Source organism: Erwinia plantamica, assembly GCF_043420595.1.
GTDB lineage: Bacteria > Pseudomonadota > Gammaproteobacteria > Enterobacterales > Enterobacteriaceae > Erwinia > Erwinia aeris.
Genome location: NZ_JBGCUC010000029.1, coordinates 14,983 through 30,311, shown reverse-complemented (window position 1 = coordinate 30,311; position 15,329 = coordinate 14,983). Strand labels below are relative to the sequence as shown.

The 15,329-nt window shown below is 51.7% G+C and carries 6 protein-coding genes and 1 pseudogene; 2 read left to right on the top strand and 5 right to left on the bottom strand.

The genetic code is table 11. The features are described from left to right. Positions 1-219: 219 nt before the first annotated feature. The 3 genes and pseudogenes from AB3U87_RS21075 to AB3U87_RS21065 all read right to left on the bottom strand — a co-directional run bounded on the left by AB3U87_RS21075 (position 220) and on the right by AB3U87_RS21065 (position 2,908). Positions 220-1,137 carry a type I restriction enzyme HsdR N-terminal domain-containing protein gene (locus AB3U87_RS21075; protein ID WP_317456270.1) on the bottom strand — a complete coding sequence of 306 codons (918 nt, stop codon included), beginning with the start codon at positions 1,135-1,137 and terminating at the stop codon, positions 220-222. A gap of 362 nt (positions 1,138-1,499) precedes the next feature. Then, a pseudogene (locus AB3U87_RS21070) lies at positions 1,500-1,781 on the bottom strand (helix-turn-helix domain-containing protein); the annotation flags it as partial. A gap of 15 nt (positions 1,782-1,796) precedes the next feature. Further along, a protein-coding gene (locus AB3U87_RS21065) for an IS3 family transposase (RefSeq protein ID WP_394150398.1) occupies positions 1,797-2,908 on the bottom strand; the annotation gives its coding sequence in 2 pieces (ribosomal slippage) (positions 1,797-2,647 and positions 2,647-2,908; 1,113 coding nt in all). A 48-nt stretch (positions 2,909-2,956) separates the two neighbouring features. Between AB3U87_RS21065 and AB3U87_RS21060 the strand changes: the two genes are divergently transcribed. Together AB3U87_RS21060 and AB3U87_RS21055 are read left to right on the top strand one after the other, a co-directional pair. Continuing rightward, positions 2,957-3,289, top strand: a complete 333-nt coding sequence (locus AB3U87_RS21060; protein ID WP_394150396.1) for a hypothetical protein — start codon at positions 2,957-2,959, stop codon at positions 3,287-3,289. Continuing rightward, positions 3,277-3,657 carry a hypothetical protein gene (locus AB3U87_RS21055; protein WP_394150394.1) on the top strand — a complete coding sequence of 127 codons (381 nt, stop codon included), beginning with the start codon at positions 3,277-3,279 and terminating at the stop codon, positions 3,655-3,657. The genes AB3U87_RS21060 and AB3U87_RS21055 overlap by 13 nt, the downstream gene beginning before the upstream one ends. 683 nt (positions 3,658-4,340) lie before the next feature. On the opposite strand, the gene AB3U87_RS21050 is transcribed toward AB3U87_RS21055, so the two are convergent. Both AB3U87_RS21050 and AB3U87_RS21045 read right to left on the bottom strand, forming a co-directional pair. Next, positions 4,341-4,772: a hypothetical protein gene (locus tag AB3U87_RS21050; RefSeq protein WP_394150392.1), complete on the bottom strand. Its 432-nt coding sequence runs from the start codon at positions 4,770-4,772 to the stop codon at positions 4,341-4,343. Beyond that, positions 4,772-15,322: a hemagglutinin repeat-containing protein gene (locus tag AB3U87_RS21045; RefSeq protein ID WP_394150390.1), complete on the bottom strand. Its 10,551-nt coding sequence runs from the start codon at positions 15,320-15,322 to the stop codon at positions 4,772-4,774. Before AB3U87_RS21045 ends, AB3U87_RS21050 begins: the two co-directional genes overlap by 1 nt. Positions 15,323-15,329: the final 7 nt, after the last annotated feature.

The following is a 15,329-nucleotide window of genomic DNA, read 5'->3' as shown; positions in this document are numbered from 1 at the left end:
CGCTTACCGCTCATGGGCACCTCTCTTTCAGCCATCTTAAATGACTCTGAGGTGTCTGTTAAACCCGTGGCGATTCAGTCTTAGTTAATGGGGTGCTGATCATTGAATTATGAATGGATGCTATAGTTAATTTTTAAAAAATTATTACTGTAAATAAACCGGCTCATACCGGTTTAAAATTACACGCAAAAATCATTTTCCAGGATTTATGCAAAAAACTTACTCCATTTGTTTTTTGGTTAATGCTTCCCATTCATCGATGGAATTATTGTAGGGGAATACTTCTTTAACTATGAAAGGAATATAGCTTTCTTCAGCGTTATGATATATTTCATCACTAATGTTACTTGTAATCCCGAACTTTACGTCAGGATCGTCTTCAGAGAAGCTTATATAAAAAGGCTGCTGACCTAAAGCTTGCCTAATTTTATTGGCTTGTTCTAATGGCAGTATTTTAAGTAGTTTTTTAAATGTTTTTTTGTTAAAGTCTAGGGAAATGGCCATATCAATATCCCCAGGGATTGTAGATGTGCAAGTATATGACTGTTCGTTCAATCTGCTAATGAATTTAGTATTTATGGCTGGTGCACTAAAAAGCCCACCTTTAACCAAACCCATTTTTCGAATGTGAATTCCGAAATCAGGTGCATAATTCAAAAGATCGGGGTTAGCTTTAATATCGGGATTTAATATCCTAAATAATTTATCCCAGTGATTCGCAATGTCTTTTAAAGAAAATCTCAGTATTGGGTAGAGTTCCCTGATACTATATAGAACAAATTCATGCCCATTGCACAAAGCATACATTTCCGCCCTTATTTCTGGATGTATGGCATAACTATAGGCTTGCTCAATGTGCATGCTTTTGGTTATTTTCTCATTAGGGGCCTTTGCATCAAGAACCCAATAAGGTCGATCGTTAGAAAGGAAAACATAATCTGGTACTATTGAAATACTTCTGGGCTGTGAACCTATTGAGACAAATGGATGCAAAAGTGTTTTGCTTCTGATTACACGACTATCTCCCGATGCTTTATAACCAAGAGATTTAATAATTGGTAAAACCAACTCTTCTCTAACAGAATCCTCTTTAAATTCGTTTGAGCTTAGTAGGTTAAAGTCGAAATCATCAAACATACCCCCCCTCCCATGCATTTATTTGATAATTAATGTGCAATTCACTTTATTCAGCGCCAATAGAAATAGCTATAAAAATAAAATCTTAAGTGGTGAACCTATCTAAACTTTTTGATTTTATAGCACAAAAACTGACACTCAAATATTGTTTTTTTATTATAGTTGACGTTGCTCACATTCCGATAGTCAGCTCAAGACGCTCTCTTCAACAAGATCGAGGTTTGTTTACTCACCGATGAATATAATTGTGCCCATAGTGTGATGCTTTCAAGTGGTACGATTTGCTCCTCAATATTCTTACAGTGCGGAGTTAGCCAATTCCGCTTTTGGCACAAAGCGGACGTTTACTGAAAAGCATCTCACTAGCGAGCGTCTGTATCTTCCATTGTCGCTTTTACTCGGAGAATGGTCTGCCGAGTGGTGTTAAATTCACGCGCGATCGCGCTGATGCTTATCTCTGCATCAAGACGCAGGAATACTGCTTTCTTTTGTGCATCATTCAGAGCAGGCGGGCGGCCAAAACGCTTTCCGGATGCCTTAGCACGCGCAATACCTGCATGCGTACGCTCAAATAGTAAATCCCGCTCAAATTCCGCGACGGCAAAGATTACCTGCATTGTCATCTTACCGGCCGGGCTGGTGATGTAAGCATACCTGTTTTAGTTCCATACACTTTTTGAGATTTCCGGTTTCTCAGCCATCAGCCGGTATTCTTCCGGCGTCAGGTTATTCAGGGATTCATGAGGCCGCTCGTTGTTGTATTCATTCAGCCAGCGCTCCGTAATTTCCCGTGCTTCGTTCAGCGTTCTGAACAGGTAAAAATCCAGGATTTCTGTCCGGTACGTTCGGTTAAACCGTTCAATAAAGGCGTTCTGCATTGGCTTACCCGGCTTAATAAATTCCAGCGTCACTCCGTGGTCTTCAGCCCATTGCGCCAGCGCCAGTGATATCAGTTCTGGCCCGTTATCCATCCGCATTTTCAGCGGATATCCGCGGTTTGCCACTATCCTGTCCAGCACCCGAATGATCCGCTGTGCCGGGATATTCAGGTCAATTTCTATCGCCAGAGCCTCGCGGTTAAAATCATCCACGACGTTGAAAGTCCGAAAACGTCGGCCACATGTCAGTGCGTCGTGCATAAAGTCAATCGACCCGCTCTGGTTGAGTGCTTCCGGCGTGGCCAGCGGAGCCAGATTTCGCACCGGCAGACGTTGTTTACCCTTACGCCGAAAATTCAGTTTCAGCAGGCGGTAAATCCGGTGTACGCGCTTGTGGTTCCAGACGTGGCCCTGCCTGCGAAGCACCTGAAACAGCTTCTTAAAGCCGTAGCGGGGATAGCGTTCAGCCAGTTCAGTCAAAGCCTGGATCACCGGTTCATCACGTCGCGTGTCCGGTTGATAGCGAAAAACCGTCCCGCTCAGCGATAACGTCCTGCATGCCTGGCGTATGCTCATCGTAAACTGCGCGGCCAGATAGCTGACGAGCTCACGCTTTATCGCTGGTTTTAAGGCTTTTTTTCGATGACGTCTTTAAGCGCCCGGCATTCCAGACTCAGGTCGGCAAACATCTGCTTCAGGCGGCGATTTTCGTCCTCCAGATCTTTCATCTTTTTGGTATCAGAGGCTTCCATACCGCCGAACTTCGCTTTCCAGTTGTAATACGAGGCCTCGGATATTCCCGCTTCGCGACAAACATCTTTGACTGTACGTCCAGCTTTGACGGACTTCAGGACGGCAATGATCTGGTGTTCGGTGAATCGGGCTTTGCGCATGGTGATCTCCTCCGGGGACATAGTCAGTATGTTGGAAGATCTCTAAAAGTGAATGGCGCGGATTACAGGGATACTTACAAGCGCTCGCTGGAAGCCGAGGTACGTTTCACGCTTGCCGCCGCCTATTCGAATGGCATCGGCCAGTTACTTAAGCAGGAATGGATGCGGGCCACGGCTGAACGGCTGCGCCTGCTGACCGATCGGCTGCAGTCCGACGGCTTCTGGCGCCATCGCGGGTCGGGCACGCTGGCGCAGCTGGCAGGCCAGATCAAAGAAGACCCCCGGCACGGCTGCTGGGCTGGACGGACGGAACCGAGCCGCTTACCTTTGAAGGTGTCAAGCGCATCGCGGAATTTACTGGCTGTGGTTTGGATGGGCTGATTGATGGAACCGGCAGCACGTTCGCCAACGCGCTGATGCGTGATGACTACGAGGGATTTTTTCTGCGGTTTTCGACCAACGTCTGGCGCTTTCACCTTATCCGCCCTGAAACCGGCACCGGCGAGGGTATGGTGCCTCTGCTGATAATTCGTGAGAACAAAGATACGAACGCGCTGGAGCTGGCTTATTTTGGCGGCCACTTCTTCCTGAACGACGGCATGGGCGGCGGCGGACACTTTAAGCTTAAAACCTTCCTGCAGTTCCTGAAGCGTCACAGCAAAAGGCTCGATCTGCGTGCCTACATGTTCGATGTTGTTTACCGGGATGCGGGAGCGCACAATCCCTGCTTTTATCTGAACAAAAGCTGAGAGCATGAAAGCGTATGGCTTGAGCGTATGCTGAAAGGGGGTCTCCCGGCCCGTGGCTGACAGAGTTTTCTGATCATCTCGATGAGGTGAAAAACACGCCCACGGATGCATGACTATAGGCTGCCGTATTGCCGTAGCGGTCGTATAGCTTTGTTTATCAGCATAACCGTTTATATCGTCAGCCAAGTGAGAGATCGACTGTTTAAAGGGAAGAGATCAGATATTGGAAGGGGTTCACTTACTCTTTTATGACCAAATTAAACCCCAGAAAAGTAAGCTGGGGTTTTTGATTACTTAACGATACTCATATGGAATGTTTTCAATCTGTTCACTTAATAGCCAACCTTTAGGCTCTGAGCATGGAATTCGCCACTTAGCTCCTTCTGACAACCATTTCTCCCGGTAACGCTTTAAGCCTGCTAATGTAGAGTCCTCGTAACCAAACTCAACTCCACAACAATCGCATATATCAAAGCTCGCGTCGTTGCCAGATTCGCCCCACGGAGGATCAGTTTGAGCTGCACCACAAACTCTGCATACATACAACTTATTCTCATTGCGCATTAAAATAATTTATATCATCTTCCAACTTATGATCTGCTGAATTTTGTCAATCCTCTTCACAAAAATCACTCGATTGCCAATGGAAATTATTGAGTAATAATAGCAAAAATATTTAATTATTATTTAATAAATGTAACCATGCATAGATGGTTACTGCTATCGAACTGTAAATGCAATGCGTAATTGGCTCTTTCATATTTTATCCAGCGATTAATGTAGCCAAGAAGCATATCTGTTTTCCCACCACCTGATGAGGCTGGGTACCCTAAGATATCAATAATTTCAGCCTCTGTCTTGTTGGCTGGAACGGGCAGATCGCCTCTATAGGCACTGAATCCTTCCGCAGGCTTAATATAGAGCATAATTTGCTCTATATTCTCATTTTCCAGCAAAAAAAAGACACCAGATTTAAAATACGAGTAATAAGTTCTGTCGCCTAAGACACCTGTTTCCAAAATAGGCAGTTCGTTAAAAACACTGGAAAGGTTAATGAATTCTTCATCACTCTGAGAGTGACCTAAAAATTGCGCAATCTCTTGCCATGCTAACATTATTTTGTTACCCCTGTTTCCCGGTTTCTTGCTTTGACCTTTTCTATTGCCTGCTCAATCGCCTTCGAATCGTAACCAAGTTCTGTCAAATTTTTTCTGTGTGCATCAGTATCCAGACATTCTGCATCACAAAGGTTCAATGCATCTTGTTTTACCTGAGATGACGTATTTTTACCACCATAAGTACGTCCTGCTTTATGCACATCTCGTGGTAATTCGATAGCTGTTGCATTGTTATACAAGATTTTTTCCTCTACTTTTTTTAACTTTCTGCCAAGTTCATTTTCTTTAGCCTGGCGAATGGCGGCAAAAGAGGGTATATGGTCATGCTCTAACCCGTCCCCTACTACTTCACGCGCTTTAAGTTCTTTATATGATCCCACATCAAGCGCCTTAACTTTAAATTCATCACTGGCTTTATTAATCAGTCTGGATGCTTCGGCCACGTCGCCATTTTTCAACGCTGCTTGTGCAGCTTTGACTGCCTTACCTGCGAACGGCCCGGCTTCAGGTACCAGACTTATTGCAGCTGCAAGATAGTCTATTGCCGTTTCTGCTTCTTTGAAGCTTTTTATTGTTCCAACGATGGGCACAAAATCCAGGCCCGTGTTGGCAATATTTTTTACTATACCTGTACACATTTCTCTATTTTGGTCGCAAATAGCTTTTTGTGCTGCTTCGTACTTTGCTATCGTTCCTTTCTTCTGCGCTTCCATTGCACCAAGCGCACTTGCTAAATTGTTATTCTCTGCTGCATTTTTCCCGGCCTGTGCACCCGCTATTGCGCCAGCCGAACTGTCTCCGGCAATTCCGCCCGCCAGTCCTGCCGCAAGCGTGCTCAACTCGCTGATATATTGCTTCTGCGTCTCACTCAGTTTATCGCGGCTGACACCCGGGTAAAGTTGCTGTGCAATATACTCACCTGTCGTGGCGCCAGCTGCGCCTGCCAGCGCTGAATTACCCTGAATCTGTGCGACCACTGCGCCAAGCACCGCGTGTGCTATGAGGTTAGCAGGCTCGTTAACCACCTCTTTACCGTCTGGACCAATGGTTGTGGTTTCTTTATGGATTAGCCCTGCAAGATAAGGGGCTGAAGCTCCTGCAATCGCGCTTTGTACATTGCCTGCCAGTAAACCCTGTACTGCCGCCGTTGCCGCCTGCATGCCCTGCTGAATGGCGCTGCCGGTACCGAACTCTTTTTGCGTTTTCTGATAACTGTCAGAATTGATGAGTGCGTCGTTGTAAGCTTTCCAGTCTTCCTTTGTGGCTTTTTCACCTGGTTCCTGCATCCCTTTCTTTGCTAGCTCGGCTTTGCCTGCATTGGTTGCACGAATGCTTCCCTCGGTGCGTGCAATATCCATAGCCTGCCCGGCGATTTCACCCACCAGCTGTGCGGTCTGCAATCGCTTCTGTTCTTTCTCCTTGTCAAAAATTGGGCTGATACTACCGTTTGCACCAGCGACATCGTGACTGAGCCGACTAATATCCTGTTGTTGGTCATTTTGATTGCGTATGGTGACTATGCCATCGGAAACGGCAGCGCGGGTTGTGCCTTCTGCATGGCCGCTACTGCCCACACCGCTGAGCAGCGTGGAAGCCATATTACTCAACAACTGGCTGCCGATCGGTGCCCCTGTGCTGAAACTCCCCCCCACATGCTGCACCTTATAGTCAGCGCGGTTATCAATATCGCTGAAGCCCAGCGTGCCGGTATCCAGCCGGTTTTTATCCGCCGTGGCGGTGGAGCCGATGATCGCCCCGTTCAGCTGCGTGTGGTTGCCGACGGTGATATCAAACCCGTCCTGCCCGCCAAAGATCCCGGTCTGCTCAATCACCGAGTCGTAGTTGCTTTTCATTTTGTCGCGGTTAGCGCTGAGGTAAGCCGAACCGCTCATTGAGCCAAAGGTAAAGCTGCCGCCCGCGCTGACGCTGGTCTGCTTCGAGTCATAGCTGTTGCTGTCCTGCATGCTGCTCAGCGTAAGATTGCGGCCCACGTCCGCCACGACTTTGCTGCCGCTCGCCTGCGCCCCGCTCAGCGTGGTGTCGCGTCCGCTGCTCAGCGTTAGCTGACGGCCTGCATCCAGCGTGGTTTCATTTTGCGTGACGCCGTTGCTCTTCTCCCTGCCATTGCTGCTGTTCACGCTGGCAGAAACGCTGATCCCCCAGCCGCCCGAACCGGCACCAATGCCGATCCCCAGCGTGCCGCCTTTGCTCTCGTTTTTCCCGGTAGTGAGGTCCGTATCCTGAGCAGAAAGCAGCGTGATATCGCGCGCCGCGTTCAGCGTCACGTTCTGACCTGCTTTTAACTGGCTACCCGCAATGGCGATATCGCCGCTTTGTGTGCCCTCCTTCCCGCCAGTGGCGGCGATGGTCAGGTTATTGCCCGCGTTAAGCGTGCTGCCGCTGGTGCGATCCTGCTCGCTGTGGCTGGTCGATTTTGACGACTGCGAGCCATAAGTCGCGCTAACGCCAATGGTGTTATTGTTGGCCGGATCGTTGCCCTTCGAGGTATCCATGCGCATAGCCTGCGACGCCTGCACGCCGGACAGCGTCGCTTTTGTCGCCTGAAGCGCAGCCAGGCGACCATCGCTTTCTTTGCTGGCCGTTTGGGCCGTGGTCACCGCACTGTTAATCGCGCTACCAACCGTGCCGGAAAGCGCCAGCGTCAGTCCGCTTGATTTCTGCTCAAACGTCTGGTCGCTGGTGCGCCTGTCGTGACCCGGATCGATCACCACGCTGTCACCGCTCAGTGAAAGGTTGTTGCCTGCAATCAGGTCAGAGCCGCCAACGTGCGCCTGCCCGCCTGCGCTAATACTCAGGTTGCCAGCTGAACTCCCCACAGTGCTGCCGCTCTGGCTCTGAGTGGTGCCTTTTTCCTTCAGTTCCTGACGGGTTTTGCTGCTGCCGATCGTAAAGCCGATACCGCCGCTGCCCATCAGGCCGCTTTTCTTTTTCTCGCTAAGCTGCCAGCTGGAATCAGTATTGGTGGCGGCGACGATATCGACGTTATTGCCCGCCTTCAGCGCGACGTCATGTTCACCGGCAACAGCAGAACCTTTGACCAGCAGGTTGTTGCCCGCGTTTAGCGTGACGTTATCGCCGCTCAGGAGCGTTCCCTTTTCTGCCGTATCGCTGCTTTCTTTAACGGTATGCGTGGTGGTTTTTTTCAGGAAACTTTTTTTAGTTTTGGTTTCCTCTTTGTAGCTGTACCCGCTTTCGGTAGCGGTTGCCAGATTGATATCGCGACCGGCACTGACCGCTACATCCTGCGTGGCCGTCACCTGCGCGGCCTCGCTGTTCACATCACGCCCGGCGGTAACAGAGGTGCTGCCGCCGCTGGCGATTTCAGTTCCCTGCTGACGAACAGACTCATTGATTTCCGTCTTTTTGCCCGATCTGTAGCTGTTGCCGGAAGCGGTTTGCGCGGCCGTCAGATTGACATCCCGACCCGCTGCAAGCGCCACATCCCGGTCAGCCACCAGCCCTGCCGCCTGACTGTTGAGATCGCGCCCGGCTGCCAGCGTCAAATCGCTTCCGCTGGTGACGGTGGTGCGGGCCAGTCCGCTGCTGTGCGATTCACTTTTTCCCTGGCTGTTGTTCTGGCTGGTTGCTGCGCTTTGCAGATTGATATCGTTACCTGCCGCGAGAGCCGCATTACCGGCTGCATTCACCGTGCTGGCTTTGATATTCAGATCGTGCCCGGACTGCATGGCGAGGCTGCCGCCAGCAGTGATGTCACTTCCCTGAGTGGACACGCTACTGCCGTTTACAACGGTGCGTTTGCCGTTTTTGAAATCTGCCAGTCCGCTGCTTGCTGTCAGCTGGTTAGCGGCAACGTTGATGTCATTGTGGGCATTTAACAGCAGATCGTTGCCTGCGCTGAGTGTTGCGCCCTGCACGTTGATATCTCTGCCTGACTGCAGCGACAGCGATTCGGTTGCGGAAATAGCGCCGGTCTGGCTGGTCTGGGTTTCAGTCAGCGCTCCTGGCGTGCCTTTACCATTTCGTGTACCAGACTGCCAAAGCCGTGCCGTGGTCAGGTTATTGATATCGCCGTTTACGCTCTCCAGCGCCACGGTTTTACCACTGATGGTGGAAGCCACGTTGGTGATGCTGTTCAGCGCGGTCAGTTTCAGGCTGTTCGCGGCCTGAATCAGTCCTGAATTCAGGTTTTCAATTGAATTTTGGCTATCCAGCGCCAACGTATTTTGCGCCGCAATGGTACTGCTGCTGTTGGTAACGTTTCCAGCTTTCAACGTGACGTTATTACCGGCAATCACGCTGCCGTTCTGAACCACGACATCCTTTGGCGACAAATATACTTTGGGCACCATCACTGTCTCACCGTTAATGGTTGCAGCTTCCCACCAGATAATGCTTTTATCCAACGCAGCCAGCTGAGCGGCAGTGAGCGATACGCCAAATTGCAGTCCCAATGACTGCTGCGTGGCGGCAGCGTTATCCATCAGATAGCGCATTTGCTCCAGATCGGAACCCGTGCCGCCAAGATAGCGATTTCCGATCTGGTTAAGCACGACGTTACTGACGTAACGGGTGTCGAAAGCCGCATCGCCAAGGAAGCGATAGTCATTATCGGGTTTCAGGTTCAGACGATTAAGCAGATAAGACGAACCGAGGAATTGCTTTTCATCGGTATACGGTGCACGTGTTTCTTTTACTGCACCGACAGGCTGTGCCCCCAGCAATGAATAAAGATCACCAAACAGGCTTTTATCCAGCTGCCCCAGCCCGTTTAATTTGGGGTTCACGGTGATGAGATAAGGTGAGGTGCTTTCAGGTGAAATCACAAAGTAACCGTTATCGCCGGAAGGCAGCGGATAAGCACTGGTATCAACTTTTCTGGGCTGATAACTTTTTAGGGAATAACCATTCGACGCATTACCTGCAGAAGGTAGATTAGCAGAAGCGTTATCAAGACCAATGGCGCCATTGATTTGCTGAATCGCATCTTGTAGCAGGTCGTGCCACTGCGGGGAATTTACTGCGACCTTATCTGTACTGTTGAGGTTCTGCTTTTGTAATGTGGCAACACGAGCTGGCGTGCTCCAGATGTTCAGGGAAGGTGCCACCAGCGTATTCCCTATTACTCCCGCATTGGTCGTAGTACTGGTATTGCTCAAATCGCTGCTGAAATTCGTGCTAATGTTACCGCCAGCCTGGATAACGGCGCGGTAGAGTTCGCCTGTAGTATTCTCTATTTCATGGTTAGTTAGATGGTAGATAAAACTTATCAAGTCGTCGGAGGAAGATCGTTCGCCCTGCATACTTGCATGAGTTCCAGATTTGGCTAACCGGTCGGTATATTGATAAATAAGGTACTCAGTATTTGTTCCTGACTGCCAACTCTGATTGTTCAGCTGTGCGCCAGATAATGTCATGTTTCCTTGAACGAGTAGATCGCTGGCGTGATTTTCAAGAGTTTCAGCGTTAATGGTCAGGTCTTTCCCGGATGAAATAAGCCCTGCACCACCGTTAGCAGTGACATTGATAAAAATGCTTGAAAATGCAAACTTTTGTGTTGCTGCCTCCTGATATGGGGCAAAGTGAAGCCCTTTATCAAGATAATAGCCTAATTCGCCATCAGGTATGTCCCAGCCAGAAATCTTTATTGTGGGATCACCCAACCCAGCTTGCGTAGATAATTGCGTAGTGCTTTGCGACACACTTAATCTATCACGCGTATTCAACAAACGCCCGGTATTAACTGTAATATCGCCATTCTGCGTCTCTACCGTACCGGAGGTGTTGACTACCTCACTGTTGGCATTCCCCCCCGTATCGCGCTGCATCCACAGATTGTTGCCGGCCAGAATATCGCCCCGCTGATTACGGATACTGTTTGCCAGTAGCCATAAATTATTCCCGGCATACAGCAACGCCGTGTTCACGATGCTGCCCGGCGTGTTCAGCGTCAACGATCCACGCGTGCCGGTAAAGCCGTTCACGTTAATATCACTACGGCTGTTAAGCGTTATATCGCTGCCGCCCTGGATGCTTCCTGCGCTATGGAGATCGATACGGCTGCCACTCAGGGTACTGACGCCGCTACCCGTCGTCATTTGACCGTTGTTGGTGAGAACACCGCCCGCGTTCAGGTTAACCGCATTGCCCTGAAGGGTACCCTGGTTGTCGATATCACCATTGCTGCTGACGCTGAGAGTATTTCCCGCGGCCAATACGCCACGCGCACTCAAGCCGTTAGCCAACGTCAGCGCTAGGTTGCCCAGTGCCACCATCTGGCTGGCGGAGTCCAGCCCATCGCTGTGTATGATCAGGTCGCCGCCGCTGAACAGGCGACCATTGCCCTGCTGGTTAACCTGAACTGAGTTCAGCGCCAGCTGGTTGTTGCCAAGCAACGTGCTGCTGTTGTTAATCTGCTGATAATTAACGGTAAGATTGTTTCCCTGCACCGTCCCGTAATTGGTCAGGCCGTTACCGGTGAGCACGCCCTGCTGTTCGGCCAGCACGGTGCCGCTATTGATAAGCGTTGCCGCATTCGCTAATAAGGTAGTGGCCTGAAGCCAGCCGCTATTATTCAGCGAAGCGCTGTTCAGGTTCAGCGTTCCGCCATTCAGCAGGCGTCCGCTGTTGCGTGTCTCGCCCGCAACTGAAAGCACCGAGCCGTTACCGTTCTGGATCAACCCTGCGTTAACCAAGCCCGGCGTGCTGAGAGTCAGCGGTCCGTTACTGATAATGCTGCCGCTGGCCGTGTTATTCAGATTGCCGGTCAGCGTCAAATTCGTGGCGTCATCGCTCTGTAAGCGACCGCCGTTATCCAGCTGCCCTGAGATGATTTGCAGAGATTTTCCCTGCACGCGTCCCTGATTGTTCACCGAGCCGGCATTCAGCGTCAGCTTGCCCGCGCTGAGCAGCGTTTTATCCTGCTGCTGAGTGAACGCGCCCTGCAAGGCGAGCGTTAGGCCAATGACGCCGCCGATCGCGCCATTGTTGTTCAAGGTATTGCTGGTCAGCGTCAGATTTTTAGCGGTCCATTCCCCATCGTTGCTGAGCGTCAACGCCTGAAGCGCCGCCGTGCCGTTGGCGGTAATCTTGCTGTTCGCTCCCGCCTCCAGCCTGTCGCTGAGGAGCAGCTGCAACACATCCGCGCTCTGAATAGCACCGCGCTGGGTCAGGTTCTGTGCATCCAGCAGGATCTGCTGCCCCTGCCAGCGGCCGTCATTGATAACCGAGCCAGCTTTTATCTTTAGCGTGCCGAGGGTTAACAGCGATCCCTGACTGCCATTGGCCAGTGCTGGCAGGGGTGACGATGTTGTCGCGAGCAGCATACGCGCTCTCCCTGGTGCAGAAGCGCCCAGCGTGAGCGACTGTAGCCCGGTAAGCGAGCCGTTGTTGTCGATCTGCATTGGGCGAAGCGTCAGGTTATCTCCCTGAATCGCGCCGGTGTTAGTCAGGCTGCCGCCGCCGAGCGTCATGTCGCCTTCGCTCAACAGTGAACCGCTGTTGTGAAAGGTGCCGGCATTGATGTCCGTACCGCCTTTGCTCATCAACTCGCCCTGCATGGCAAGCAAGCTGGACAGGTTAGCGCTCAGCGTCCCCGTAGTCAGCAAAGAACCGTCGTGCTGCCATTCTGTAGCCTTAACCATAGCGTTCATAGCCTGCAAAACGCCGTCAGTTGTTAACTGACCTGCATCCAGCGTCAGATCGCCGCCGGTCAGCATACGTCCTGCCTGCTGGTTTTCAATCGTGTCGGCCGTGAGGCTCAAATCGTCTGTTCCCTGAAGCAGGCCGCTATTGATCAGGGTACTGTCAGAAAGGTTTAGCAACTGCGCCGCAATCTTGCCCGCATTACTGAAAGCCGGCGCGGAAAGAACAGCCCCGCCGTTCTGTGCCAGCAGCGTTCCTGTTGCCTGGTTATCAAGGCGGTTCTTTAGCGCAAGTTGTAAATTATTAGCCTGAATATCACCCTGATTAACTAAGGTGTCTGCGTTAACCCGAACAGCGTTCTCACTCAGAATCTGACCGTCACTTAGGTTCTGCAGGCTGTTGCCGACGACCGTAACATCTGCCGACTGAAGTAAACCGCTATTGAGTAGATCGCCCTGTAAAGTCAGTACCTTCCCAATCAGCGACCCGCTGTTTGCCAACGAACCTGACTGCACGCTCAAATCCTGTGCGCTTAAAATTTGCCCGCTATTATTCAACGTTCCGACAACCTGAAGCTGAGTCTGCTTTTCGCTGCGCACGGTGCCGGTATTGATGGCTTTATTAGCGGCCAGCGCTAGCGTATCGGCCTGTATCTGACCAGAGTTGTTCAGAGCGGAAGCCGTCAGATTTAACGCATCGCCACTCAGTAAGGTTCCCTGATTATCCAGCGCTTCCGTCTGCAAACGCATAGCCTGTACGGCCTGTATACTGCCCGTATTGCTGAGGTCGCCTTTCGTCTGGCTCAGCGATCCCGCCGCCATTTGTCCGGCGTTATCCAACTGCCCGCCTGAAAAAGTCAGCCCGTTTTTTGCCAGCAGCAAACCGGCGCTCTGGTTGGTCAGCGTGAGGTTGGACAGATCAAGACTTTCGGCGTTGATTTCGCCACCGTTAGTCAGGCTTTCGCCACTGAATGAGAGCCCTTTATCACCGGTGATCAGCCCCTGGTTATTGATTCGGGCAACGGCCAGCGAGAGATCGCTGTTGCTGTGGAGCGTACCGTTCTGCAAATTATCGAACCGGCTCGCTGCAAAGCCCAGCTTTCGATCGCCCTGAATAAGTCCACTGTTGCTGAGGCGCTGGCCAATCAGCACCAGCTCAGGCGCGATCAGCGTTCCGCTGTTACTGATTTCCGCTGCCTCGATCGACAACTCGTCAGCATAGCTTTTCCCGCCGTGCTGGAGAGAATCGGCTTTCAGACTCATCGCCTTAACGGCCGTTTGTGTCCCATTCAGCGTGGCCTGGGTGGCAGTGAGTTGCAGCGCGCTTTTACTCTGCAACTGCGCGCTACCATCGGTGGTAATCTGTTTACCGTTCACGATCACGTCGTTGCCCGTGACCTCGCCTGCAAGCCGGATAACATCGCCTTTGAGGTCAATTTTTCCTTCGCTGGCGGTGCGCGATCCGCTGTTGGCCGTCAGCGTATCGGCAGCAAGTGCCAGTCCTTTGACGGCGGAAAGCGTACCGTTTTGCGTGAGGCCTTGATGGCGGGTAGTAAGCTGGCCGCCGCTGGCGATTTTCCCGCCGTTAAGCAGGGTATTGCCCGCCAGCGACATTGCCTGCTCGCTTTGTAAGGTACCTTGGTTGTCCAGCGCGGCGACCTGAGCTGTCAGCTGTCCATCCGCCGCAAGGGAACCTTTATTAGTTAAGGTATCGGCAGTAATATCAAGCTGCTGGCCTGAACGGATTTGTCCTGCATTACCAAGCTGTACGCCGGAGAGCGTTATATTGCCAGCGCCGTTAGCCTCACTGTGCTGGTCGATATTGACAGTCTGACCACTCAGGCCGATTGTCCGGCCCGCCGTCAGATGTGCATCGGCAAGATTGACATTATTTCGCCCGTTAAGCGTGATATCGCCGTCGCTGAGCAGCGACCCGGACTGAACGGCAATAGCGTTCCCGGCACTCAACGTAACCGCGCCGCCCGCTTTATGATCGCCGGTGAGCGTCAGGCTTTCGCCCTTCACTTTTAGCGCGCCGCTGGTCAGGCTGTTTCTCATTGTCAGTTGGCCGTTAACATCCAGCACCATATCGCCCTGACGGGCATTCAGATTGCCAAGGTTAACGCCGACGCCCTTTTCACTTGAGACCAGATGAATCCGGTTAGCATACATGCCTCCCAGCGCGCCAGTATCTACCGAGACCGCAGGCACGGCACCTTCGCCCGCTATCGACGTGACGGAACCATCCTGGCCCACCCGGTTCGCACCTGTTATTACCGACAGATCTTTAGCGTGAATGCCCGCGTTGATTTCAGTGGCGCGCGCCACAATCGCCACCGCATCTGCACTGCTGCCATCAAGCCCCTGACCTTCAACGATCACCGACCCTTTACTGACCTCCAGCGCGGCAAGATTGCCATTGGCATCCAGCTGCGGTTTACCGGTAGTGAGGGTGACGTTCGGCGTGTTGATAAAGCCGCAGCCGTTACAGGTGATGCCGTACGGGTTGGCCACCATTACGCTTGCGGCTTTGCCTGCCACTTCGGTATAACCCTGTAGCTGAGAGCGGTTAGCACCAACCACTTCGTTAATGATGGCGCGGGCTTCCTGCCCGGCTTTCAGATGGGGGTTGTTCTGGATCAGCCCGCCAAGCCGGGTCTGAGTCAGCTGGCCGGTGGCGTTATTGAGGATTAAGCCTTCCTTGCCAACGTTGAACTGCTGATACTGGTTATGGGATATGCCTGCCTGATTCGGTGTGGCGATATTCACCACCGGTACGCCATTGCCTGCCGCATCGATTTTCGTGCCCGGCGTGGCTGGCGCAATCGCGGCGGCGGCGGGCAGCATTGGCTGTACGGCAATCAGATAACAAACCACATAGCTCAGTACGCGGCGGGCCAGAGAAACCTGCTGACGATCGTCCATAATCCTA

What these genes read in the sequence shown, in the direction of transcription:
- AB3U87_RS21075 (WP_317456270.1), bottom strand. Translation starts at nt 1,137, where the DNA reads ATGTTTGATGATTTCGACTTTAACCTACTAAGCTCAAACGAATTTAAA.
- AB3U87_RS21050 (WP_394150392.1), bottom strand. Translation starts at nt 4,772, where the DNA reads ATGTTAGCATGGCAAGAGATTGCGCAATTTTTAGGTCACTCTCAGAGT.
- AB3U87_RS21045 (WP_394150390.1), bottom strand. Translation starts at nt 15,322, where the DNA reads ATGGACGATCGTCAGCAGGTTTCTCTGGCCCGCCGCGTACTGAGCTAT.